The sequence below is a fragment of the Pseudoduganella aquatica genome (assembly GCF_020865585.1).
In the GTDB taxonomy this organism is placed as follows: Bacteria; Pseudomonadota; Gammaproteobacteria; order Burkholderiales; family Burkholderiaceae_D; genus Rugamonas; species Rugamonas aquatica_A.
In genome coordinates this window covers 987776-1011720 of sequence record NZ_CP086370.1, presented here as the reverse complement: position 1 = coordinate 1011720, position 23945 = coordinate 987776, and the positions used below count along the sequence as shown (strand labels likewise).

The following is a 23945-nucleotide window of genomic DNA, read 5'->3' as shown; positions in this document are numbered from 1 at the left end:
AAAATAGTATTTTCAGACAATTTCCTGCCTTTTCATGCCACATGAGCAATTTTCATGCGGCGAAAGCGGCTTTCCACAAAATACATTCCGCCTCAACCGCCCAGCGCATTGGCTATGGTTTTCCACACACCATCGGGCACATACAGCAGCAAGGTGGTCATGGTGAGGTAGCGCGCGCACTTGCCGATGGCCATGTAGGCGATGGACGGCCAGAACGGCAGCTTGAGCCAGCCGCCCAGCGTGCACAGGGGATCGCCTATGCCCGGCACCCAGGACAGCAGCATGGTCTTGGCGCCGTAGCGGGCCAGCCAGCGGAACCAGCGGCTTTCGCGCTCCTTGGCGAAGGCCACCTTGGCGCGGTAGCCTATCCAGTAGTCCAGCGCGCCGCCCAGGGTGTTGCCCAGGGTGGCCACGGCGATGGCGGGCCAGAACAGTTCCGGGTTGGCCTTGATGGTGGCAAACACCATGGGCTCGGAGCCCATGGGCACCAGGGTGGCGGAGACGAAGCTGACAAAGAAGACCGAAGTCAGGCCGACTTCCGGCGCGGACAGCTGCTCCAGCAGCCACTGGATGGTGGATTCAATCATTCTGCCATTATAATGATCCGGCATGGCGCGTGAGGTACTACACAACAGTACGCAGTACAGCGCCGCCCCACCCCGGTTACCCGCCGTTGAAAAGCAAGTCCTTGCAGCACGCCCCGAATCACTCATTGCAGACTATGACTATCGACTACCTGAAGAAGATCCTGACCGCCCGCGTCTACGACGTGGCCCACGAAACGCCGCTTGAGCTGGCGCCTGCCCTGTCGCAGCGCTACCAGAACCGAATTTATTTCAAGCGCGAAGACATGCAGGACGTGTTCAGCTTCAAGATTCGCGGCGCCTACAACAAGATGGCGCACCTGAGCGAAGGCCAGCTGAAGCGCGGCGTGATTTGCGCGTCGGCCGGCAACCACGCGCAGGGCCTGGCGTTCTCGGCCAACAAGATGGGCTGCCGCGCCGTGATCGTGATGCCGACCACCACGCCCCAGGTGAAGGTGGACGCGGTGCGCACGCGCGGCGGCGCCGGCGTGGAAGTGATACTGCACGGCGAGTCCTACACGGACGCGTACAACCACGCGCTGACGCTGGAAAAAGAACAGAAGCTGACCTTCGTCCACCCCTTCGACGATCCGGACGTGATCGCAGGCCAGGGCACCATCGGCATGGAGATCCTGCGCCAGCACAACGGGCCTATCCACGCCATCTTCGTGCCGATAGGCGGCGGCGGGCTGCTGGCGGGCATCGCTGCCTACGTGAAGCAGGTGCGGCCGGACATCAAGATCATCGGCGTGCATACCTTCGATTCGGACGCCATGGGCAAGAGCCTGAAGGCGGGCGAGCGCGTGACGCTGGCGGACGTGGGCCTGTTTGCGGACGGCACCGCCGTGCGCCTGGTGGGCGAGGAAACCTTCCGCCTGGCGCAGCTGTATGTGGATGACATCATCATTGTCGATACGGACGCGGTGTGCGCGGCCATCAAGGACGTGTTCACCGATACGCGCAGCATCCTGGAGCCGTCCGGGGCGCTGGCCATCGCGGGCGCCAAGGCCTATGTGGAGCGCGCCGAGCTGACCAAGGATCCGGTCCGCAACCAGACCCTGGTGACCATCGCCAGCGGCGCCAATATGAATTTCGACCGCCTGCGCTTCGTGGCGGAGCGCGCCGAGCTGGGCGAGTCGCGCGAGGCGGTGTTCGCGGTGACCCTGCCCGAGCAGCGCGGCAGCTTCAAGCGCTTCTGCTCGCTGATCGGCCCGCGCAACGTGACCGAGTTCAACTACCGCATCAGCGACCAGAAGGATGCGCACGTCTTTGTCGGCGTGCAGATTTCGGACCGCGGCGAATCCAGCGTGCTGGCGCGCGGCTTCGAGGCGGCCGACTTCAAGACGCTGGACCTGACGCATGACGAGCTGGCCAAGTCCCACTTGCGCCACCTGGTGGGCGGCAAGAGCGCGCTGGCCAAGGACGAGCTGCTGTACCGCTTCGAGTTCCCCGAGCGTCCGGGCGCGCTGATGCGCTTCCTGGATTCGATGGCGCCGAACTGGAATATCTCGCTGTGCCACTACCGCTCGCAAGGCGGCGACGTGGGACGCATCCTGATCGGCCTGCAGGTGCCGCCGGACGAGATGGATGAGCTGAACAAGTTCCTGGCCAACCTGGGCTACCGGTATTGGGACGAGTCGCAGAATCCGGTTTACAAGCTGTTCCTCGGCTGAGCTTGGCGGGTTACGCGGCTGCGCCGCTAACCCGCCCTACCCGCCCTACGGTTTTGCCACGGCGGGGACGCGGCTTTTGCGCTACCATGCGTCCTTCGTTCCTCCGCCTTTATCACTGCCATGACCAATACCGCCGACTTGTCCCCGCTGGGCAAAAACTCCGCTTACCGCACCGATTACGCGCCGGAGCTGCTGTTCCCCATCCCGCGCCAGGGCAAGCGCGACGAGCTGGGCCTGCAGGGCACGCTGCCTTTTTTCGGCGTGGATATCTGGAACGCCTATGAGCTGTCGTGGCTGAACATGCGCGGCAAGCCGCAGGTGGCGGTGGCCAAGATCACCTTCCCGGCCGATTCCCCCAACATTATCGAATCGAAATCGTTCAAGCTCTACCTGAACTCCTTCAACCAGACCCGCCTGGCCAACGAGGAAGCGCTGCGCTCGCTGATGGTACAGGACTTGTCGGCCGCCGCCGGCGCCAGCGTGCATGTCGTCATTACCCTGCAGGAAGATTTCGCCAAGCTGCAGATGGGCGAGCTGGACGGCCTGTTGCTGGACCGCCTGGATATCGACGTGGACAACTACGCGCCGCAGCCGGAAGTGCTGAAAGCCAACCTGGACGACCTGCCGGTGCAAGAAGTGTTTATTTCCCACCTGCTCAAATCGAACTGCCTGGTCACCGGCCAACCGGACTGGGGCAGCGTGCAGATTTGCTACTCGGGGCCGCAAATCGACCAGGAAAGCCTGCTGCGCTACCTGATCGGTTTCCGCGAGCACAACGAATTCCACGAACAATGCGTGGAACGCATCTTTACCGACATACTCCGCCATTGCAAACCGACCCAACTGGCCGTATATGCGAGGTATACGCGGCGCGGCGGACTGGACATCAACCCCTGGCGCGCCAACTACAGCACCGGCGCCATGCCGTCCAATTTGCGCAATGCCCGCCAGTAAGATTTTGATCTGCAACTGAAACGTGGCTGGGGTCGCGCAATCCTGTATCACTTGGCCCGGTTTTGTCTTACAATGAATCAATAAAGGTTGCAGTTTTCAAAGCTGCAGCCGTTAACTGTAAAAGACATTCAAAAATCGGCCAATCCGCGTAGTTCCTGACAAAAATCTGGCATTTGTCTTGCATTCGATGCGGAAATGGCTAATATCCCTGCCAGTGCTTATTTAACAACGCTACGGCCTGCCCCAAGCGGACTGCGGCGGATTGCGGAGCCAGCCATGGCGCAAGCGAATTCAAGTTACACGGCAAAAAAACCAGCCTATAATTCTGCTCGCAAGCCACATTTGTGCGCCGCACCATTCCACGTCGCGTTATGAACAACCTGAGCAAAATCCTATCCCTCGAAAACGTCCAGCTTGACCTGGAAGTTTCCAGCAAAAAGCGCGCTTTCGAGCAAGCCGGCCTGATTTTTGAAAACAACTGCGGTATTGCCCGCTCTACCGTGTCGGACAATCTGTTCGCGCGCGAGCGCCTGGGCTCCACCGGCCTGGGCCACGGCGTGGCCGTGCCGCACGGACGCATCAAGGGCATGAAGAGCCTGAAGTCGCCGCTGGCGGCCTTTGTGCGCCTGGCAGAGCCGATTCCCTTCGAGTCGCCGGACGGCAAGCCGGTCAGCCTGCTGTTCTTCCTCTTGATTCCGGACCATGTGACCCAGCAGCACCTGGAAATCCTGTCCGAGATCGCCGAAATGTTCTCGGACGACGGCTTCCGCACCGCGCTGGCCAGCGATCCGGACCCGCAGTCGGTGTACAGCCGCATCGTGAATTGGCAACCTAGCTTGCAAGCAGCAGGTTAAAGCAGGTTACACTAGGGTGTCTCCACCCTGAACAGATACGCTTATGCTGCAAACGCCCCTGACGATACAACGCCTTTACGACGACAATCGTGAAACGTTGCAGCTAGGCTGGTTCGCCGGCTTCCCCGGCGGCGAACGCCTGATCTCGGGCGATGTGGCCTCGGCGGCCGACCAGGTCGGCCACTTGAACACCATCCACCCCGGCCGCATCCAGGTGTTCGGGCACCAGGAGATCAATTACTACCAGCGCCTGAAGTCGCTGACGCGCGCCCACGTTATCAGCGAGCTGATCGCTGGTGGGCCGCCTGCGCTCATCATCGCGCAAGGTCTGGAAACGCCCCCCGATATCCTCGCCATCTGCGACGAAAAGAACATTCCGCTGTTTTCCACGCCATTGCCGGCGGCGCAGGTGATCGACTTCCTGCGCGTGTACCTGTCAAAGAAGCTGGCGCAGCGCATCATCATGCATGGCGTGTTCATGGACGTGCTGGGCGTGGGCGTGCTGATTACCGGCGATTCGGGCCTGGGCAAGTCGGAGCTGGGCCTGGAGCTGATTTCGCGCTCGCACGGCCTGGTGGCCGACGATGCGGTGGAGTTCGCGCGCATTGCGCCCAATATGATTGAAGGACGCTGCCCTGCCCTGCTGCAGAATCTGTTGGAAGTGCGCGGGCTGGGGCTGCTGGACATCAAGGCCATCTTCGGCGAGACGGCGGTGCGCCGCAAGATGCGCCTGAAGCTGATCGTGCACCTGGTGCGGCGCTCGGCGCTGGAGGAGGAAGTGGAGCGGCTGCCTTTCCAGTTCCCCACCGAAGACGTGCTGGGGCTGCCTATCCGCAAGGTGGTGATCCCGGTGGCGGCCGGCCGCAACATCGCGGTGCTGCTGGAGGCTGCGGTGCGCAACACCATCCTGCAACTGCGCGGCATCGATACGCTGCAGGAGTTCATGGAGCGCCAAAGACAGGCCATGAGCGGCGACTGATAAGTCGTCATCCGCCGCCAATTGGTGTGCTAACGCACCTATCGCGTAGTCTTGATGTATCATCTTCAGCTATGCGTATCGTGCTCATCACCGGTATATCCGGCTCTGGAAAATCCGTCGCCCTGAATGTCCTTGAGGACACGGGCTATTATTGTGTGGACAATCTGCCGCCGGCGCTGCTGGCGCACCTGGTGCTGCAGCTGACCGACGAGGGCACGCAGGCGCTGGCCGTGGCGGTCGACGCGCGCAGCGCCGAGTCGCTGGCCAGCTTGCCGGACGCCGTGCAGGCCCTGCGCCAGCAGGGGCATGACGTCAAGATCATGTATCTCACGGCGAACACGCATTCGCTGGTGGCGCGCTTCTCGGAAACGCGCCGCAGCCATCCCCTGTCGCATGAATTGAAGCCGGGCCAGAATCCGGCCGCGCGCCGCACGCTGATCGAATGCATCTCGGAAGAGCGCGAGCGGCTGTCGGCCATCGAGCAGCTGGGGCATGTGATCGACACCTCGGAACTGAGCGCCAACAAGCTGCGCGCCTGGATCAAAGACCTGGTGCAAAGCGAGAACGCGCCGCTGACGCTGTTCTTCGAGTCCTTTGCTTTCAAGGTTGGCGTGCCGCTGGATGCGGACTTCGTGTTCGATGTGCGGGCGATTCCGAATCCTTATTACGACCTGGCCCTGCGCCCGATGACGGGCCGCGACGCGCCGGTGATCGCCTTCCTGGACGCGCAGCCCAGCGCAGAGGAAATGTTCAAGGATATCCGCGACTTCGTCAGCAAGTGGCTGCCGTCGTTCAAGACCGACAACCGCAGCTATCTCACCGTGGCGGTGGGCTGCACGGGCGGGCAGCACCGCTCGGTGTATATGGCCGAGCGGCTGGCGCGGCATTTCCATCCGACTGAGCGCGTGGTGCTGCGCCACCGCGAGCAGTCGTGATCACAGGTGGCGCAGGGGATGCGCGTGCGCCGGCCACGGCGGCGCGAAGAATGCATCCACCATCTCCTGCGTGACGTCCTCCAGCGTGGCGGGCGACCATTTCGGCGCGTTGTCCTTGTCGATGACCAGCGCGCGCACGCCCTCCAGCACTTCTCCATGTTCGAAATTGCGGCGCACCAGGTTGCGTTCCATGCGCAGGCAGTCCGCCACGTCCATCCGCGCACCGCGGTTCAATAGCTCCAGCGTGACGCACATCATCAGCGGCGAACGGCTTTGCATGGCCTTCAGCGCCTTCTGCGCAAAGGCGCCCTCGTCGCCGGCCAGCGAGGCCATGATGGCCGCCACGCTGTCCGCCGCGAAGTGGCGCTCGATGGCGGCGCGCTCCGTTTCCAGCACGCCAGCGCCAGCACTGCCAGCAGCGCCTGCAAAGGCCGCTATCGCATCGCGCAGGCCTGCTCCGGGCGTGGCCTGCAGCAGCTCGCCCAGCGCGCTCCAGCGGGCCTCGGGCACGTAGTAGTCCGCCAGGCCCACGTAGAGCGCGTCGGCAGCGCCCACGGTCAGTCCGGTGAGGCCCAGGTAGCGCCCCAGGCTGCCCGGCGCGTGCGACAGGAAATGGCTGCCGCCCACGTCCGGGAACAGGCCGATGTTCACTTCCGGCATGGCCATCTTGGTACGGTCCGTCACGATGCGCACGCCGCAGCCGGGGCCGCCCTGCGAGATGCCCATGCCGCCGCCCATCACCACGCCGTCCATTAATGCGATATACGGTTTAGGGTAATAGTGGATCAGGTGGTTGAGGGCATATTCCTCGGTGAAGAAGTCCTCCAGCAGCGCGCTGCCTCCCTGCGGCGTGGCGTTCCCCACTTCATGGAAGAAGCGGATGTCGCCGCCGGCGCAAAAGGCCTTCTCGCTGCTGCTGCGGATGACGACGGCGGCCACGGCGCTGTCGTCGCGCCAGGCCAGCAGGGCGGCGGTCAGCGCGCGCACCATGTCGAGGGAGAGGGAGTTGAGCGCCTTGGGGCGGTCGAGGGTGATGATGCCGGCGCCGTTGGCAACCTGGGTGATGACGTGCTCGCTCATGGCTGATTGTCTCTATGATTGTTAGACAGCCATTTTAGCGCGGGCGCAAAAAAGGGCGCCAGATGCGCCCTTTGTTGGGAGTGCCGGTGACCGTCTTATGCGGTGGCGGCTGGCTCGTAGGTGTCCGGGAGATGCTTGATGGCGTCGTGGCCATGCTCCTGCACTTTGGCCTTGTACTTCATGACTTGGCGGTCCAGTTTGTCGATCAGCGTATCGATGGCAGCATACAGGTCTTGCGACAGGCTTTCCACGTACACAGTCTTGCCGGACATGCGCAGGTTGATCTCGGCTTTTTGCCTTTTGTCTTTCTCGGTGAGGTTATCTACAGTCAGGATGACAGCAATATCAATAACTTGATCGAAATGGCGCTTTACCCGTTCCAGCTTGTTCTGCACGTATTCACGGATGGCGGGGGTCACTTCGAGATGATGTCCACTGATGGTGAGATTCATACACACTCCTAAAGATAAGGGCTCATGCGCTATCGAATGTTATTTGAGCGCAGGGGAACCCAAGTAAAACTACAAAGCTTTACGCAGACTTACCGGAGGGATTTTCAAGGCTTCGCGATATTTGGCAACAGTCCGTCGCGCAATTACCATGCCCTGTTCTCCCAGCATGTCCGCAATCTTACTGTCGGATAAAGGATTTTTCGGGTCTTCTGCTCCTGTCAGTTGCACTATCAGCGCCCGTATCGCCGTCGAGGATGCTTCTCCTCCTGCTTCGGTGGCGACGTGGCTGCCAAAGAAATATTTCAACTCAAACATCCCATGCGGAGTCAGCATGTATTTCTGAGTTGTTACCCGAGAAATAGTGCTCTCGTGTAGTCCCAGTGTATCAGCAATTTCACGCAACACAAGGGGTCTCATGGCAACCGCGCCATGGCTGAAAAAGTTCTTTTGTCTTTCTACTATCGCTTGCGCCACGCGCAGTATCGTGTCGAAACGCTGGCGCATATTCTTGATCAGCCACTTGGCTTCCTGCAGCTGCGCGCCCATGGCCGACTCGCCTTTTCCCTGCTTGAGCATGTTGGCGTACAGCGCGTTCACGCGCAGGCGCGGCATCACGTCGTTGTTCAAGGAGACCTGCCAGCCATTGCGCGCCTTCTTCACGATCACGTCCGGCACCACGTAGTCGGACACGTCGGAAGCGAACTCGGCGCCCGGGTGCGGGTTGCACTGGCGGATCACCGCTTGCGCTTCGCGCAGGTCCTCGTCGTCGCAATCGAGGGCTTTTTTCAGCTTGTTGAATTCGCGCTGCGCGAACCAGGCCAGGTGCTTTTCCACGATGCAGATGGCCATGCGTCGCGTGACCAGCGGCACGCCGGGCATGCGCTTGATCTGCAGCGCCAGGCACTCGGAGGCGCTGCGCGCGCCCACGCCGATGGGGTCGAAACTTTGCAGCAGGGTCAGCGCCGTTTGCAGCTCCTCCAGCTCCACGTCCGCCTCTTCCGGCAGGCGCGCATGGATCTCTTCCAGCGGCTCTTCCAGGTAGCCGTTCTCGTCCAGCGCGTCGATGATCAGCTCCATCAGCACGCGGTCGCGCGGCTGCTGCACGGTCACGCGCATCTGCTCCATCAGGTGCTCGCGCAAGGTGCAGTGGCTCGCTTCGAGCTGCGGGCGCGAGTCCTCGTCGTCCGGCGCCTTGCTGCGGCCGGCGTCGCTCCAGTCGGTGTCGGCCTCGGCGCCGCTGGCGCTGTCGCCACCGGCGCCGTCGAAGGGGTCGCCCTCGCCGGCCGGCGCGCTGTCCTGCGCCGGCGCGCCCACGTCGGCCGGCGACGCGTCGGCGCCGTCGGACTGGGTCTGGTTGATGGCGCCGTCGCCGAGCAGGCGCAGCGAGCGGTCCAGCGGATCATCCAGGCGCTCCAGCAGCGGGTTCTCGCCCAGCAGCTGTTCCAGTTCCTGGTGCAGCTCCAGCGTGGACAGCTGCAGCAATCGGATCGACTGCTGCAGTTGCGGCGTCAGCGCCAGGTGCTGAGAGGTGCGGAGTTGCAGTGACTGTTTCATGGGCTGGTTCAGGAATTACATGCGGAAGTGTTCGCCCAGGTAGACGCGCCGCACCGATTCATCGGCGATGATGTCGTCCGGACGGCCGGACGCCAGCACGCTGCCCTGGTTAATGATGTAGGCGCGGTCGCAAATGCCCAGCGTCTCGCGCACGTTATGGTCGGTGATCAGCACGCCGATGCCGCGCTCCTTGAGGAAGCGCACGATGCGCTGGATCTCGATCACGGCGATCGGATCGACGCCCGCGAATGGCTCGTCCAGCAGCACGAAGCGCGGGTTGGTGGCCAGCGCGCGCGCAATCTCCACCCGGCGGCGCTCGCCGCCCGACAGCGACAGCGCGGCGTTCTCGCGCAGCTTCTCGATCTGCAGGTCGGCCAGCAGGCGGTCCAGGCGCTCATTGATCTCCTGCTTGGTCAGCGCCTTGCCGTTGACCTTCTGGATCTCCAGCACGGCGCGGATATTCTCCTCCACCGTCAGCTTGCGGAACACCGAAGCCTCCTGCGGCAGGTAGGACAGGCCCAGGGTGGCGCGCTGGTGGATGGGCATGCTCGACACGTCCACGCCGGCGATGTCGATGCTGCCCGCGTCGGACGGCACCAGGCCCACGATCATGTAGAAGGAGGTGGTCTTGCCGGCGCCGTTAGGCCCCAGCAGGCCCACCACTTCGCCGCATTCCACCTGCAGCGACACGTCGTGCACCACCTGGCGCTTGCCGTAGGACTTCTGCAGTCCGCGCACCACCAGGGTGCTGGTGCAGCTTTGCATTGCTTCAGCCATGGTTATTTCCCCGCTGGCGGTTGCTGGACCGGCGCCGCCGGCGCAGCAGGAGCGGCCGGGGCAGCCGGCTTGGGCGTGGACGGCTGGATCACCATGGTGCCGCGGCCGCCGCCGGTCTTGCCTTCGCCGCTGGCGGTATTGCGCACGCTGAACTGCTCGCGCCGGCTGTCGTAGGAGATGAACTCGCCCGACACTTCGTCGCTCGGCTTGCTGCCTTCCAGGCGGCGCACCTTGGCGCGCACGAACAGCTTCACCAGTTCGTTCTTGCCGTCGTATTCGATGCGCTCGGCTTCACCTTCCATCCACTGCTCGCCTTCGCCGTCGCGCTTTTGGCGGAAGGTGGTCGGCTTGCCTCCGGCGCTGGTGAGCGTCACGTACTGGTAGCCTTGCGGGTCCTTGGTCACCACCGCCTTGGCCGCTTTCATCAGCAGCGTGCCGCGCGTGAGCACCACGTTGCCGGTGAAGGTGCTGATCTGCTTGACGTCGTCGACGTCGGCGTTGTCGTAGTCGATCAGCGTGGGCTTGGTGGAGTCGGCCTTCTCGGCCTGCACCAGCCCGGCCGCGCACAGCAGCAGGGCCGAAATCAGGAGTTTTTTCATCGTCTGTCCATTCACTATTTAGTTTGCGCCGGCGGATACACAATCCGTCCGCGTCCCTGCAGTACAACCTGGCGCGTGGCGTTGTTCGCCTTCATACCGGCGCCGGTGGCGGTGGCGCCGCCCTGCACGATTTGCACGGCCTGGTTGGTTTCCATGCGGTCCTCGTCCGGGTAGACGGTGAGCGCCTGCGTCGTCATCTGCATCGCCTGGCCCTTGTCCTGCGCCGCGCGGTCGATCTGCACATTGCCTTTCAACTGCACGCGCGAGTTGTTCTCGTCCACGCGCGCGTGGTCCGCCTTCATGTCCATGGGCGGGTGCGTGCTGCTCAGGTTGCGCACCACCGGCTTGTCGATTTCCGATGCGTCGTCGATGGGACGGTGCACCAGCTTGTCGCCGGACACGATGTAGCTCGGCTTGCCGTCCTTGGCCATGCGCACCACGCTGAACTGCTCGATGATGTAATCGGGCTCGTTCAGGCGCTTATCGGCCAGCATGTCCTCTTCGCCGCGGTTCATCAGCTGAAGCAACCAGAAGGTGCCGAAAGCAACAAAGACCCCGATCACCAGGGTCATGCTCAGGCGCCAGCGGTGCGCGGTTCGTTTACGCATTAGCTACCCCCTCAGACCAGGAACTGGGCCATGACCTTGTCGTAATTGCCGGTGGCGCGCAGCACGAACTCGCACACCTCGCGCACCGCGCCGCGGCCGCCATGCGCCTCGGTCACATGGTGCACGCGGCTCAGCACATCGGCGCGGCCGTTGGGCACGCCCACGGCGAAGCCCACGCGTTTCAATATCGTCAGGTCCACCACGTCGTCGCCGATAAAGCCCACCTCGTCCGCGCCCAGGCCGGTCTTGGCCAGCAGGTCGTTGAACGGGGTCAGCTTGTCGTGGCCGCCCTGGTGCACGAACTCGATGCCCAGGTCCTTGGCGCGGGCCGTCACCTGCGGCGAACGGCGCGCGCTGATGATGGCGGTCAGGATGCCGGCTTCCTGCAGCAGCTTGATGCCCAGGCCGTCGTGCACATTGAAGGTCTTCATCACTTCGCCGTCCGGGCCGTAGTGCAGGCTGCCGTCGGTGAGCACGCCGTCCACGTCGAAGATCATCAGCTTGATCTTGGCGGCGCGCGCCACGTTTTCCAGGTTGTAGGCTTGGTTCATCTCAGATCACCTTGGCGCGGGTCAGGTCGTGGATATGCAGCGCGCCGGCCAGCTTGCCGTCGGCGTCCACCACCAGCATCTGGTTGATGCGGAACTGCTCCATGATGGCGACGGCATCCACCGCCAGCTTATCAGGCGAAATGCTGCGCGGATTGGCGTGCATCACATCGCGGATGATCACTTTGCTGAAATCCTGCACTTTTTCTATCATGCGGCGCAAATCGCCGTCGGTGAACACGCCCACCGGGCGCTTGTCGGCATCGACGATGGCGGTCATGCCCATGCCCTTCTGGGTGATTTCCAGCAGCGCGTCCGGCAGGCGGGTGTCCAGGCCCACGGCCGGGATGGCGTCGCCGCTGCGCATGACGTCGCGCACATGGGTCAGCAGGCGGCGGCCCAGGGCGCCGCCCGGGTGCGAGCGCGCGAAGTCTTCTTCCTTGAAGCCGCGCAGGTCCAGCAGCGCCACGGCCAGCGCGTCGCCCAGCGCCAGGGTCACGGTGGTGCTGGCGGTGGGCGCCAGGTTCATCGGGCAGGCTTCCTTGTCGACCGAGACGTCCAGGTGCACGTCGGCCAGCTTGGCCAGGCTGGAGCCGGGCTTGCCGGTCATGGAAATGAGGGTGCTGCCCATGCGCTTGACCACCGGCAGGATGGCCATCAGTTCCGAGCTTTCGCCGGAATAGGAGATGGCGATAAAGGCGTCCTCGGGCGTGACCATGCCCAGGTCGCCGTGCGCGGCTTCGGCAGGATGCACGAACAGGGCCGGGGTGCCGGTCGAGGCCAGGGTGGCGGCGATCTTGCGCGCGATATGGCCGGATTTGCCGATGCCGGACACCACAACGCGACCTTTGCAGTTCAGCAACAACGCGACCGCCTTGCCGACGCTGTCGTCGGTGGCCAGGCGCGCGTGCATGGCGATGATGGCGTCCGCCTCGATCCGCAGGGTTTCTCGGGCCAGCGCCAGCGCGCGTTCGGCCGTATTGTTGTCAAAAGCTTTCAGCATGGGATTTCCATCGGTTACACTCATGCCGGAAGTATAGCCGAATTGCGAAAGCAAAAAACTTGCCAGTCCCAACAAACAACGGGATCGGCTGCTGACCTGGAACCGCCGCATGTTTTCACCGCTAGAACTGACCCTGTTATTGCTGGGCAGCGCCGTGCTGGGCGTGGTCGCGTTCAGGATGCTGCACCTGCCGCCCATGCTGGGCTATCTGGCGGTCGGCATTATTATCGGGCCGCACGCGCTGGGGCTGGCCGAACAGAGCGAGGCCGGCCACATCCTGGCCGAATTCGGCGTGGTGTTCCTGATGTTCTCGATCGGCCTGGAGTTCTCGCTGCCCAAGCTGATGGCCATGCGCGGCATCGTGTTCGGGCTGGGCATGGCGCAGGTGGTGGCCACCATCGCCGCCACGATGGTGCTGGGCTGGCTGCTGGTGACCCAGATGCCCGGCGTGCACATCGGCTGGCAGGCCTCGTTCGCGCTGGGCGGCGCGCTGGCCATGTCGTCGACCGCCATCGTGGTCAAGATGCTGACCGAGCGGCTGGAGCTGGAGAGCGAGCACGGCCGCAAGATTATCGGCATCCTGCTGTTCCAGGACCTGGCGGTGGTGCCGCTGCTGATACTGATCCCCTCCCTGTCGAAGAACCCGGACGACCTGCTCAGTACGCTGGCCTGGGCGGCGGGCAAGGCCGCCATCGTGCTGGTGCTGCTGCTGTTCGTGGGGCAGAAGCTGGTGCGCGGCTGGTTCACCATCGTGGTCAAGCGGCGCTCGCAGGAGCTGTTCATGCTGAACCTGCTCCTGATCACGCTGGGCGCGGCCTGGATCACGGAGAAGGCCGGGCTGTCGATGGCGCTGGGCGCCTTCGTGGCCGGCATGCTGATCTCGGAAACCGAATACAAGCACCAGGTGGAGGAGGACATCAAGCCCTTCCGCGACGTGCTGCTGGGGCTGTTCTTTATCAACGTGGGCATGCTGCTCAACCTGCGGCTGGTGGTGGAGCACTGGTGGCTGGTGCTGGTGCTGCTGGCCGGGCCGGTGCTGCTCAAGTTCGCGCTCATTGCCGGGCTGGCCAAGCTGTTCGGCTCGTCGGACGGGGTGTCGATGCGCACCGGCCTGGCGCTGGCGCAGGCGGGCGAGTTCGGCTTCGTGCTGCTCAACCTGGCCGGCGGCATGGCGCTGATGGACCCGTTCATTATCCAGGTGGTGCTGGCGTCGATGGTGCTGTCGATGCTGCTGGCGCCGTTCATCATCGCCAAGTCCGACCAGCTGGTGATGAAGGTGTCGAGCAATGAATGGATGATGCAGTCGCTGGCGCTGACGAAGATCGCCACGCGCACCATGAGCACGCAAAAGCACGTGATCGTGGCCGGCTTCGGGCGCAGCGGGCAAAGCCTGGCCACGCTGCTGAGCGAGGAAGACATCGCCTACCACGCGCTGGACCTGGACCCGGAACGGGTGCAGGAAGCGCAGACGGCGGGCGCCAACGTGTCCTACGGCGACGCCGGGCGGCGCGAAAGCCTGGTGGCGGCCGGCATCTACCGCGCCAGCGCGGTGGTGATCACCTACGCCAGCACGCCGTCGGCGCTGCGGGTGCTGCATCTGGTGCACGAGCTGGCGCCGGCGCTGCCGGTGATCGTGCGCAGCCACGACGACACGGACCTGGACCGGCTGAAAGCGGCCGGGGCGGCCGAAGTGGTGCCGGAGCTGATGGAAGGCAGCCTGATGCTGGCCTCGCACGCGCTGGTGATGCTGGGCGTGCCGCTGCGGCGCGTGGTGCACCGGGTGCAGGCGGCGCGGGAAGCGCGCTACGCCTCGCTGCGCGGCTGGTTCCACGGCGCCAGCGACGCCGGCGGGGACGACGAGATGCTGCGGCTGCACTCGGTGGCGCTGGGCGAAAAAGCCGGCAGCGTCGGCAAGGCGCTGAGCGAGGTGGAGATAGAGACGGCGGGCGCCGAAATCGCCTCCATCCGGCGCGGCAAAAGCGGGGTCGAAGTCGCGCCCGGCACGGTGCTGCAAGCAGGCGACGTAGTCGTGCTGCGCGGCGCCGCCGACGCCGTCGCCCGCGCCGAACACCTACTTCTCACCTAACAATCCTACAAGCAGCCTGAGCCGCATCCGCCCCAATTCGGGGTCAGACCCCGGGGTGGGAGAAATGCGGCTCAGTTCACTTGCAATGGGCGTAAAGAGCGCTGGCGACAGCGCCGGCTGCGTTGGCAAGGCGCCAAGGTGGCGCCGATCCTGCGTCAATCGCCTACTGCTCGCCTAATATTCCTACAAGCAGCCTGAGCCGCATTTATCCGCCTTCGGGGTCTGACCCCGAAATGGGGAGAATGCGGCTCAGGCTGCTTAAGGTTTAGTCGCCGGGGCGGTAGGTGAGCACGCGGTTGCGACCGCTGTCTTTGGCTTGGTAGAGCGCGGAGTCGGCTTGGGCGATCAGTTCCATCGCGGCCGTCTCCGGCGTGACCGACAGGTCGCTGCGGTCCAGGCAGGCCACCCCGAGCGAGGCCGTGATCGATACCCGCACGCTGGGCGAGACGTGGATCATGCTGGCGGCGATGCCGGCGCGGATGCGCTCGGCCACGAAGGCGGCGCTGTCCAGGTCCGCATTGATCAGCAGTACCACGAACTCCTCCCCGCCAAAGCGCGCCAGCGCGTCCGACAGCCGCAGCTCGGCCTTGATACGCTGCGCCACCTCGCGCAGCACTTCGTCGCCGCCCTGGTGGCCCACCGTGTCATTCACCCGCTTGAAGTGGTCGATGTCGATGTACATGAAGGAGATGTCGTAGGCTTGGCGCCGCGCGCGCGAAATTTCCTCCAGCAAGCGGCGGTCCATATAGCGCCGGTTGTACACGCCGGTCAGCGAGTCGGTCAGGCCGATGTACTTGAGCATCTCGTTCGAGATCACGTTCTCCAGGCAGATGGCAATAATGGAGGCCATGTGCTCGATGAAGTCCGTGCCCAGGCTGGGCGTGAAGCGCGTGGGGTCCACGCTGCCCAGGTTCAGGCTGCCGATAATGCGCTTGTTGCGCAGCAGCGGCACCAGCGCCACGCTTTGCAGTCCGTCCGGCGGACGCGGGAAGGCGTGCCCGTGCTTGGCGGCGTCGTACATGCCCAGCAGCGGCTTGGGCGTGGGCGAGTAGGCGTTGCGGCGGCCCAGGTCAAAGCCCAGGGCGTCCACTTCTTCCACAAAAATCAGGTCGGGGAACTCGCTGAAGTTCACGCCCAGCTTGCCCATCACCGTGTTGATGTCGCCGCCTTCGTCGATCAGCGTCAGCGTTACCGCTTCCAGCTCGGAAATAATGGGCAGCGTGCGGAAGATGGTGCCCACCAGCTCCGGGAAAGTGCCCGCGCCGACGATTTCCAGGTCAAAGGCCTGGTGCCGCATCATGATGTTGTGGTTGCGCTCGGCCTGCTCCAGCAGGTAGGCCATGCGCGTGCGCAGCGCCTGGTTTTCCGCCGCCAGCTCGAGCGCCTGGGACTTTTTGTCGGGCATGGTGGTGGTCATCAGAAGGCCAGGTTGACGTCGATTTCCTGGCCCACATGCAGCTGCTGGCCGTCGCCTTCGAGCAGGATGCTGTTCATGCCGAAGCACAGCGCCCCCTCCACTTCGGGCTTGGCGCGGTAGCCGGCCATGATGTCGAGCGGGTCCGGACCGAACTGGCCGGTGGCCTGGTCGATCGAGGGCATGGGGCAGCGCGGACAGGGCTTGACCGGCTTGAGTACGGCGCTGCCGGCGCGGAAATCTTCCGCGTAGTCTTCTTCAAACGCGCCTATGCCGTCGATCACCAGGTTGGGGCGGAAGCGGTTCATCGGCAGCGCCTCGCGGCCGGCCTTGAGCAACTTTTCGTTCAGGTCCGCCAGCGAGGCGCTGCCGGCCACCAGGATCGGATAGCCGTCCGAGAACATGGTGGTGGCGGCCACGCCATTGGTCCATTTCTGCGACACGGCGCGGGTGGCGTGTGCATGGAAGCGCACCAGGCGGCACGGCAGGCCGAGGAAGCTGCTGAACCAGGCGGCGGTGGTGGCGTCGCAGTCGTAGGCCAGCACCTGGTCGTCCCACACTTGCACGGTGAGCTTGGGCGCCAGCTCGGGGTCGGGCAGGCCGAGGGCGATCTCCAGGCGCAGCATGCCGGGCGCGCGCAGTTCCAGCGTGTCCGCTTTCAGGCGCGGCACGATGAGCGCCATGCGCGGATGCTCGCGCTGGGTCAGCGCCAGGCCGGACTGGTCCACCACCATCCATTCGCGGTCGTAAATCTGCTCTTTCATCAGCCCTGCGCTGGTCAGCGTGGCGGAACGCAGCGGCATGCCGGCACAGGATTTGATCGGGTAGAGGTTGATTTCGGAGAGGATAGCCATGCTGACCGCCGCAGGCAACGCGAACGGACGCTGCCTAAATGTTATTCAAGTTGGCAGTATGGCAGCAAAGTGACCAGCAGTAAATCGGGGAAAACCGCAGCGCTGCGCGGGCGGGCGGCAAAAAAAGCCCCCAGCGCGGGCTGGGGGCGTTTTGGGCGCGGGCTGCGCCGCCGGCGGACGGGCAGTCCGCCGGTTGCGGGTGCTGCCTTATTTCGCTGCGGGCTTGCGCGGACGGCGCGGGCTGCGGGCTGGCTTGGCGTCGCCGGATGCGTCGGCGGCATCGCCCTGCTCGGCGGCTGGCGCGGCAGGCTCGGCGATCGTTTCGGCAGCCTTGGCGGCCTTGGCTGGCCGGGCCGGCTTGGCCGAAGCAGCGCCACGGCGGCCACCAGCACGCGCCGGCGCCGCTTCGGCGGCAACTGCCGCTTCCTGGGCCGGAGCGGCGGCGGGAGCTTCCACCACTGCTGCCTCGGCTGCTGCGGCAGTCAGGCGCGGCTCGCCGGCCTTGGCGCGGCCCTTGGCGGGAGCGCGCGCGCGGCCTTTCGTGGCCGGCTGTACGGCTGGCTGCACGGCGACAGGCGCTTCCGCAGCCACGCTGTCCTGCACCACCTCGGCAAGCGGCTGCACCGGCGCCGGGACAACCGCCGGGGCGGCTGGCTGGCGGCCTGCAGGCGCGGCATGCTGCGCCGCTGGCTTGCCCCGCGAATCACCTCCCGAGGCAGCCTGGGACGCCTTCACTTTGGCGGCCTTGGCCTGGCGGGCCGGGATCTTGGGCGGCTTGCGCTTGCCCTGGCCTGCCTGCTGCTGCGCGGCGCGCGCATTGCGCGTGCCGTTGGCAATGGCGGCGGCGGCTTCGTCCAGCGCGCGTTCTTCCTCGTCGCGGTCGTCGACTACGTCGCTGCCCTGCTCGCCGCCGGCCGGCTGCTCGACAGTATCAGCTGCCTCGCCGCCTTCCGCGTCCGCGGCCGGGTGAACGTAAGGGGCGTCGTCGGCGGCATGCACGGCTTCGGCTTCCGCATAGGCGTTTTCATCCTGCGCCAGCTGCAGCTCGGCCGACACTTCTTCCGATACCGGTTCCTGGCTGGCGTAGCGTTCGCCGCCGCGGTTGCGGCCACGGCCGCGGCCGCGCCGGCCTTCGTGACGGCCTTCCTGGCGGCCATCCGGACGGCCATCCTGGCGAACTTCGCCGGATTCACCTGCGCCTGGCGCCGCCACCGGCGCCGAGCCTTCTCCCGCCGCGCCCTGCTCGCCCATGCCTGCGCCGCTGCTACGGTATACATAGGCACCGGATTTCTCGTCGCGGCCGAATTCCAGCAGGCCGCGCGCCTTGGCTTCTTCCAGCAGGTTGCCGAAGGTGCGGAAACCATAATAGGACTCGCTGAAGTCCGGCTTGCGGCGCTTGATCGCCTCTTTCAGCACGGAGGCCCAGATCTTGCCGGAATCGCCACGCTCGGAAACCAGCGCGTCGAAGGTCTCGACGGCCATGTCCACCGCTTCGCGGCGGCGCTTGTCCATTTCCTCGCGGCGGCGTTTTTCTTCTTCCGGGGTGCGCTTGACGGCGGGCTGGCCTTCGCGCGTGTCGCGCTTGGCGGCCGCGCGGCGGCTTTCGCGCACCAGGTCGTCATAGAAGATGAACTCGTCGCAGTTGGCCACCAGCAAGTCCGAAGTGGACTGCTTGACGCCCACGCCGATCACTTTCTTGTTGTTCTCGCGCAGCTTGGAGACCAGCGGCGAGAAGTCCGAGTCGCCGGAAATAATGACAAAAGTGTTAACGTGGGCTTTGGTGTAGCACAAGTCCAGCGCGTCCACGACCATGCGGATGTCGGCCGAGTTTTTGCCCGATTGGCGCACGTGCGGGATTTCGATCAGTTCGAAATTGGCTTCGTGCATCGGCGCTTTGAAACCTTTGTAGCGGTCCCAGTCGCAATACGCTTTTTTGACCACAATGCTGCCCTTGAGCAATAAACGCTCCAGTACGGGCTTGATGTCAAATTTTTCGTAATTGGCGTCGCGCACGCCGAGGGCGACGTTTTCGAAGTCGCAGAACAGCGCCATGCTGACGTTATCGTTGGATGAAGCCATGTGATTTCGTTTTCTGTGGTGAGGAGGTGCTATTGGGCCGGTGGCCGGCGAACCTGACGATTATACAGCCAGGCCCGCCCATCGCCCGCCCTGGTGTATGCTGGCTTTACCATTTTTTTCGGGAGTCTCCATGAAGCAATTGCTCGCCACCCTCGTGTTTCTGCTGATGAGCGCCAGCGCCGCCGCCCAATCGCCCGCCGCCGATGAGGCATTCCGCGCGCAGGTCAATACGTTTATGGATCAGTGGCATAAAGATGCTGCCCAAGCAGATCCCATCTATTTCGACAAAATGGCGGTCAAGGGGATTTATATCGGCACGGATAAAACAGAAATATGGACGCGTGACGAATTCAAGGTCTGGGCCAAGCCTTATTTCGACAGGAAAAAGGCCTGGGCATTTACTGCGGCCAAGCGCAATATCTATTTCTCGCCGGATAAAAGTTATGCCTGGTTTGATGAGCAATTGAATACGCAGATGGGGATATGCCAGGCCAGCGGCGTGCTTCACCGCACTGCGTCCGGATTCGAGATCGAGCATTATCAATTGTCGCTGGCGGTGCCCAATCCGCTGATGGACCAGTTCACCAAGATCATCAAGGACTTCGAAGCCAAACCGGCCGCCGCGCCGTAAAACCTCGGCTACCCATGCTTTCATGGGGCTGGCGTGGCCATTTTAAGCCAGCTTTTAGCTTGTTCGCGCCAGATTTGAGTGTGCCGGCCTACCCCGTGCCCGGCTGACGAAAAATACGGACGAAAAAAAAGCCGCGATTGCTCGCGGCTTTTTTATTGCGGCCTAGGCCGCTGGATATTTAGACGTTGAACAGGAAGTTCAGTACGTCGCCATCCTTGACCACGTATTCCTTGCCCTCGGCGCGCATCTTACCCGCTTCCTTGGCGCCCGCTTCGCCTTTGAGCGCAACGTAATCGTCATAGGCAATGGTCTGGGCGCGAATAAAGCCGCGTTCGAAATCGGTGTGAATAACACCGGCCGCTTGCGGAGCGGTATCGCCGATATGGATGGTCCAGGCGCGCACTTCTTTTACGCCGGCGGTGAAATAGGTCTGCAAGCCCAGCAGTTTATATGCGGCGCGAATCAGGCGGTCCAGGCCTGGCTCTTCCATGCCCATATCGGACAGGAATTCGGTTTTATCCGCATCGTCCAGATCGGCGATTTCCGCTTCGATGGAGGCGCAAATGGCAACGATAGGCGCATTCTGCGATTTAGCGTATTCGGTCAATTGGTCCAGCAGCGGATTATTGGTGAAGCCGGTATCGGAAACGTTGGCCACATACATTGCCGGTTTGGCGGTGATCAGGCACAGCGATTTAATGATCGCCATTTGATCAGCGTCCAGGCCCATGGCGCGCACTGGTTTGGCTTCATTCAATTGCGGAATGATTTTTTCCAGCAGGGCGACCAGTTTGGCAGCGTCTTTATCGCCGGAACGGGCTTTTTTATTTTCACGGTGCAGCGCTTTTTCAGCGGTGCCCAGATCGGCCAGCGCCAATTCGGTTTGAATAACTTCGATATCGTCCAGCGGGCTAACTTTACCGGCCACGTGAATCACGTTTTCATCTTCGAAGCAGCGCACCACGTTGACGATGGCGTCGGTTTCGCGGATGTGCGACAGGAACTGGTTGCCCAGGCCCTCGCCCTGCGAAGCGCCCGCCACCAGTCCTGCGATGTCGACGAACTCGACGATGGCGTTGACCATGCGTTCAGGCTTCACGATCTCTGCCAGGGCGGCCATGCGCGGGTCCGGAACTTCCACCACGCCGACGTTGGGCTCGATGGTGCAGAACGGATAGTTTTCAGCCGGAATGCCTGCTTTGGTCAGTGCATTGAAAAGAGTGGACTTGCCGACGTTAGGCAGGCCGACGATGCCGCATTGGAGACTCATGAAAAACCTTTAATGATGGTATTGTTTTGCTGCGCCGATTGCCCGCGCGTAAGGATCAATTGTACCCCAGAACCAGGAGCTTCCATGACGATGCGCGACGCCAAACGCTCGCAATTCCCCCATTTCCTGTCCATTGCTACGCGATGGATGGACAATGACGTGTATGGCCATGTCAACAATGTTGTTTATTATTCCTATTTCGACACGGCGGTAAACCAGTTCCTGATCGAACGCGGCGTGCTCGATATTCACAAAGGCGAGGTGGTCGGTTTCGTGGTCGACAGCGGCTGCGCCTACTTCAGCTCGATCTCCTTCCCGGACACCATCCACGCCGGCATCCGCGTGGCCAAGCTGGGCAATTCCAGCGTGCGCTATGAAATCGCGCTGTTCCGCAATGACGACGAGCAGCCTTGCGCGGCCGGCCATTTCGTCCACGTCTACGTCGAGCGCGCCAGCAACCGCTCGGTGCCCATCCCGGCGCCGGTGCGGCAAGTGCTGGAGACCCTGCGCGGGGCGCAAGCGTGAATCCCTTCCCCTTGATGCGCAGCACCAAGCGCCACCCGTCGGCGGTATTGCTGCTGACGCAACTGCTGGGCATGCTACTGTATCCCTTTATCGAAAGCGTGCGCGGCGGCCACATTATTTTCAATGTGTTCGGCATTCTCGTGCTGCTGGTCGCCACACGCATGGTGCGGCGCACGCCTGGCCACGCCTGGATCAGCGCCAGCATCGCCGGGCCGGTGATTGCGCTGCTGGGCCTGCAAATGGCGTTCGACCTGCCCGGGCTGCTGCCCTGGTCCTCCGCGCTGGAGGCGGCGTTCTACTTCTATGCGGCCGCCAGCCTGGTGGCCTATATGATGGAGGACCGCCAGGCCACGACGGACGAGCTGTTCGCGGCGGGCGCGGCGTTCACGCTGCTGGCTTGGGCTTTCACGCACGTGTTCATCCTGCTCCAGACCCTGCAGCCCGGCACTTTCGGCGCAGCGGTGAACGCCGCCGCGCCGCGCACCTGGACCGAGCTGAACTATCTGAGCTTCGCCCTGCTGTCGAGCACCGGCATCGGCGACGTCATTCCGCTGACCTCCCAGGCGCGGGCCATCGCCAGCGTCGAGATGCTGGTCGGCCTGATGTATCTCGCGGCCGTGGTGGCGCGCCTGATCGGCTTTACCCTGCAGTCCAACAAGTCTTAAGCAGGGCAATTTCCTTCAATACAGCGGCACGGGGTGCGCATACGCTGTCCTTTCGTTAATTTGAAAGGACCAGACGATGCACACCCCGAACATGATGGCGCTGGCGGCCGACAGCCTGCGCTCTTTGGCGCTCAACGAGCAGGCAAAAGAACGCTTCTGCAACGATCCGCAGCTACGGCCTTATGTGCGCCGTGTGGCCGCGCGCTACGTGGCGGGGCAAACGGTCGCGGACGTGGTGCGGCATTTGCACGCAGTTGCCGCGCGCGGACATGCAGGATCGGCGGAGTTTGTGGGCGAAAGCTGCCGCAACGAGGGCAAGGCCAACGCCGACACGGCGGTCTTCCTGGAACTGGTGCACGCCATCGCGCACGAACAGCTGCCGTGCTCGGTGTCGCTGGATCTGTCCCACGTCGGCTTGCTGGTCGACCCCGAGCTGGGCTATCGCAACGCCAGGCGCATCGCCAGCGCCGCCGCAAGCACCGGCCGCGAGGTGATGATTTCCATGGAGGGCGCGGACCGCGCCGGCCTGATCTACACCACCTATCTCCGGCTGCACGGCGAGGCCGGGCTGGACAACGTGGGGATCACCGTGCCCGCCAAACTGCACCGCAGCGCACAGGACTTGCCACGGCTGATGGAAGCGCCCGGCCGCATCCGCCTGGTCAAGGGCGCCTTCCTTGAATCGCCCGGGATTGCCTGGGACCGCAGCAGCCCGGAACTGGCCGCCGCCTACCGCCGCTTTGCGCAGACCCTGCTGACCAGCGGCCACAAGTGCTCGCTCGCCACGCACGACGCGCAGTTGCAGAACGATCTGGCCGGCTTCATCCTGGAGCAAAAACTGCCGCCGCAGCAATCGGAATTTGAAACGCTGTTCGGGCTGGGAGCGGACGGCCTGGACGCGCTGCGCCGGCGCGGCTTTCAAACCCGCGAGTATGCGATCTTCGGCGAGGAGTATTTCCTCTACGTGCTGAACCGCATCGCGGAAGAACCGGCCCGGGTATTCCAGGCCGTGGTGGACCTTATCGGCCCCGGTACTGCCCCGGCGTGGCCGCAAGGTGCTGCTTGAAGGCGCGCTGGAAGTGGGCCTGGTCGGCAAAGCCGCTTTCGATGGCGGCGTCGGCAATCGCGGCGCCGCGCTTGAGCCGCCCTTGGCCGTATTGGATGCGGCGGTTGACCAGGTAGGCGTGCGGCGTCATGCCGAACTGGCCTTTGAAGGCGCGGATCAGGTAGGCCGGAGACAGGCTGGCGGCAGCGCAAATGTCGTCCAGGCTGAGCAGGCGCGTGCAATTGTCGCTGATGAATTCAGCGGCGCGCAGCAGCTTGCCGTTGGCGCCCGCCAGCGGCGCGGACGCCGGGTCCAGCGTTTGCTGCATGTCCATAAAGAAGCCGAGGGCTGCGCTCTCCTTCTGCAAGCCGTCTGCGTGCGCCGAGGTCAAGGTGTCGTAGAGCCGGTTCAGGCCGGCGAACAGCGAGGTGTTCAAGGTCGTTAAAAATGCCCGGAAGTCCGCATTGGGGCTGAAGCCGAGTTCGTGCTGCAGCGCGGTCAGCCAGGCCACGTCCACATAAAACATGCGGTAGGACCAGGGCTGGCCGGCGGCGGGATTGCAGGCGTGCGCGTCCTCCGGGTTGATCACCACCACGCTGCCCGCGCCCACGGTTTCTTTGCTGCGCCGGTTCCAGTAGGTGCTCACGCCGCCGGTGACCGCGCCGATGGAAAAGGTGCTGTGCGTATGCCGCGCGTAGCACAGGTCGCGGCCGCCGCGTATGGAGCGCGCCTCGATGAAGGGCAGCGCGGCGTCGCGCCAGAACACGGGCTGCATG

The 23945-nt window shown here is 63.7% G+C and carries 24 protein-coding genes; 10 read left to right on the top strand and 14 right to left on the bottom strand.

All coding sequences use genetic code 11. From position 1 onward, the window contains the following. Positions 1-92 precede the first annotated feature (92 nt). The gene (locus KT882_RS04485) at positions 93-587 is read right to left on the bottom strand and encodes a YqaA family protein (RefSeq protein ID WP_228894583.1); all 495 of its coding nucleotides are present in this window, start codon (positions 585-587) and stop codon (positions 93-95) included. A 134-nt stretch (positions 588-721) separates the two neighbouring features. On the opposite strand from KT882_RS04485, the gene ilvA reads away from it, so the two are divergent. From ilvA to rapZ, 5 genes are all read left to right on the top strand, one after another. Beyond that, positions 722-2257 carry a threonine ammonia-lyase, biosynthetic gene (ilvA, locus tag KT882_RS04480; protein ID WP_161071372.1) on the top strand — a complete coding sequence of 512 codons (1536 nt, stop codon included), beginning with the start codon at positions 722-724 and terminating at the stop codon, positions 2255-2257. Between the two features lie 120 nt (positions 2258-2377). Continuing rightward, on the top strand, positions 2378-3211 hold the full coding sequence (gene queF / locus KT882_RS04475; protein WP_228894581.1) for an NADPH-dependent 7-cyano-7-deazaguanine reductase QueF: 834 nt from the start codon (positions 2378-2380) through the stop codon (positions 3209-3211). 371 nt (positions 3212-3582) lie between these two features. Next, the gene (locus KT882_RS04470; RefSeq protein WP_107870025.1) at positions 3583-4065 is read left to right on the top strand and encodes a PTS sugar transporter subunit IIA; all 483 of its coding nucleotides are present in this window, start codon (positions 3583-3585) and stop codon (positions 4063-4065) included. 43 nt (positions 4066-4108) lie between these two features. Then, positions 4109-5044 (top strand): HPr(Ser) kinase/phosphatase, encoded by a 936-nt coding sequence (gene hprK, locus KT882_RS04465; protein WP_056404135.1) that lies wholly within the window; start codon positions 4109-4111, stop codon positions 5042-5044. A 71-nt stretch (positions 5045-5115) separates the two neighbouring features. Further along, positions 5116-5979: an RNase adapter RapZ gene (gene rapZ, locus KT882_RS04460; protein ID WP_161071374.1), complete on the top strand. Its 864-nt coding sequence runs from the start codon at positions 5116-5118 to the stop codon at positions 5977-5979. Here rapZ and KT882_RS04455 read toward each other — a convergent pair whose 3' ends face one another. The 8 genes from KT882_RS04455 to KT882_RS04420 form a co-directional block, all read right to left on the bottom strand. Continuing rightward, positions 5980-7059: an enoyl-CoA hydratase/isomerase family protein gene (locus KT882_RS04455; protein WP_228894579.1), complete on the bottom strand. Its 1080-nt coding sequence runs from the start codon at positions 7057-7059 to the stop codon at positions 5980-5982. It lies immediately after the preceding gene. Between the two features lie 95 nt (positions 7060-7154). Next, positions 7155-7511, bottom strand: a complete 357-nt coding sequence (gene hpf / locus KT882_RS04450; RefSeq protein ID WP_161071376.1) for a ribosome hibernation-promoting factor, HPF/YfiA family — start codon at positions 7509-7511, stop codon at positions 7155-7157. A gap of 69 nt (positions 7512-7580) precedes the next feature. Further along, complete coding sequence (locus KT882_RS04445) at positions 7581-9065, bottom strand: RNA polymerase factor sigma-54 (RefSeq protein WP_161071377.1); 1485 nt, start codon at positions 9063-9065, stop codon at positions 7581-7583. A gap of 15 nt (positions 9066-9080) precedes the next feature. Beyond that, on the bottom strand, positions 9081-9842 hold the full coding sequence (gene lptB, locus KT882_RS04440; protein WP_228894577.1) for an LPS export ABC transporter ATP-binding protein: 762 nt from the start codon (positions 9840-9842) through the stop codon (positions 9081-9083). A 2-nt stretch (positions 9843-9844) separates the two neighbouring features. Beyond that, positions 9845-10441 carry a lipopolysaccharide transport periplasmic protein LptA gene (lptA, locus tag KT882_RS04435; RefSeq protein WP_228894576.1) on the bottom strand — a complete coding sequence of 199 codons (597 nt, stop codon included), beginning with the start codon at positions 10439-10441 and terminating at the stop codon, positions 9845-9847. A gap of 14 nt (positions 10442-10455) precedes the next feature. Continuing rightward, the gene (gene lptC, locus KT882_RS04430) at positions 10456-11049 is read right to left on the bottom strand and encodes an LPS export ABC transporter periplasmic protein LptC (protein WP_228894572.1); all 594 of its coding nucleotides are present in this window, start codon (positions 11047-11049) and stop codon (positions 10456-10458) included. Positions 11050-11060: 11 nt separating this feature from the next. Continuing rightward, positions 11061-11600, bottom strand: a complete 540-nt coding sequence (locus KT882_RS04425) for a KdsC family phosphatase (RefSeq protein ID WP_161071379.1) — start codon at positions 11598-11600, stop codon at positions 11061-11063. A gap of 1 nt (position 11601) precedes the next feature. Next, positions 11602-12600 carry a KpsF/GutQ family sugar-phosphate isomerase gene (locus tag KT882_RS04420; protein WP_161071380.1) on the bottom strand — a complete coding sequence of 333 codons (999 nt, stop codon included), beginning with the start codon at positions 12598-12600 and terminating at the stop codon, positions 11602-11604. Positions 12601-12709: 109 nt separating this feature from the next. Here KT882_RS04420 and KT882_RS04415 point away from each other — a divergent pair, with 109 nt between their 5' ends. Beyond that, the gene (locus KT882_RS04415) at positions 12710-14686 is read left to right on the top strand and encodes a monovalent cation:proton antiporter family protein (protein ID WP_161071381.1); all 1977 of its coding nucleotides are present in this window, start codon (positions 12710-12712) and stop codon (positions 14684-14686) included. 265 nt (positions 14687-14951) lie between these two features. On the opposite strand, the gene KT882_RS04410 is transcribed toward KT882_RS04415, so the two are convergent. From KT882_RS04410 to KT882_RS04400, 3 genes are all read right to left on the bottom strand, one after another. Further along, entirely contained in the window at positions 14952-16103 is a 1152-nt protein-coding gene (locus tag KT882_RS04410) for a GGDEF domain-containing protein (RefSeq protein ID WP_161071382.1), read from the bottom strand. Next, a complete protein-coding gene (locus tag KT882_RS04405; RefSeq protein WP_161071383.1) occupies positions 16103-16954 on the bottom strand; it encodes an MOSC domain-containing protein in 852 nt (283 codons plus the stop codon). Before KT882_RS04405 ends, KT882_RS04410 begins: the two co-directional genes overlap by 1 nt. 207 nt (positions 16955-17161) lie before the next feature. After that, positions 17162-19033 (bottom strand): NYN domain-containing protein, encoded by a 1872-nt coding sequence (locus KT882_RS04400; RefSeq protein WP_228894564.1) that lies wholly within the window; start codon positions 19031-19033, stop codon positions 17162-17164. A gap of 130 nt (positions 19034-19163) precedes the next feature. On the opposite strand from KT882_RS04400, the gene KT882_RS04395 reads away from it, so the two are divergent. Then, positions 19164-19664, top strand: a complete 501-nt coding sequence (locus KT882_RS04395; RefSeq protein WP_228894562.1) for a nuclear transport factor 2 family protein — start codon at positions 19164-19166, stop codon at positions 19662-19664. 178 nt (positions 19665-19842) lie between these two features. Here KT882_RS04395 and ychF read toward each other — a convergent pair whose 3' ends face one another. Next, the gene (gene ychF, locus KT882_RS04390) at positions 19843-20934 is read right to left on the bottom strand and encodes a redox-regulated ATPase YchF (protein WP_161071386.1); all 1092 of its coding nucleotides are present in this window, start codon (positions 20932-20934) and stop codon (positions 19843-19845) included. A 90-nt stretch (positions 20935-21024) separates the two neighbouring features. Here ychF and KT882_RS04385 point away from each other — a divergent pair, with 90 nt between their 5' ends. The 3 genes from KT882_RS04385 to KT882_RS04375 all read left to right on the top strand — a co-directional run bounded on the left by KT882_RS04385 (position 21025) and on the right by KT882_RS04375 (position 23190). Next, positions 21025-21459, top strand: a complete 435-nt coding sequence (locus tag KT882_RS04385) for an acyl-CoA thioesterase (RefSeq protein WP_228896542.1) — start codon at positions 21025-21027, stop codon at positions 21457-21459. Continuing rightward, complete coding sequence (locus tag KT882_RS04380; protein WP_228894560.1) at positions 21456-22124, top strand: ion channel; 669 nt, start codon at positions 21456-21458, stop codon at positions 22122-22124. Before KT882_RS04385 ends, KT882_RS04380 begins: the two co-directional genes overlap by 4 nt. 76 nt (positions 22125-22200) lie before the next feature. Then, entirely contained in the window at positions 22201-23190 is a 990-nt protein-coding gene (locus KT882_RS04375) for a proline dehydrogenase family protein (RefSeq protein ID WP_228894558.1), read from the top strand. On the opposite strand, the gene KT882_RS04370 is transcribed toward KT882_RS04375, so the two are convergent. Beyond that, a complete protein-coding gene (locus KT882_RS04370; protein WP_161071388.1) occupies positions 23144-23944 on the bottom strand; it encodes an AraC family transcriptional regulator in 801 nt (266 codons plus the stop codon). The two genes, KT882_RS04375 and KT882_RS04370, sit on opposite strands and share 47 nt — an antisense overlap. Position 23945 lies beyond the last annotated feature (1 nt).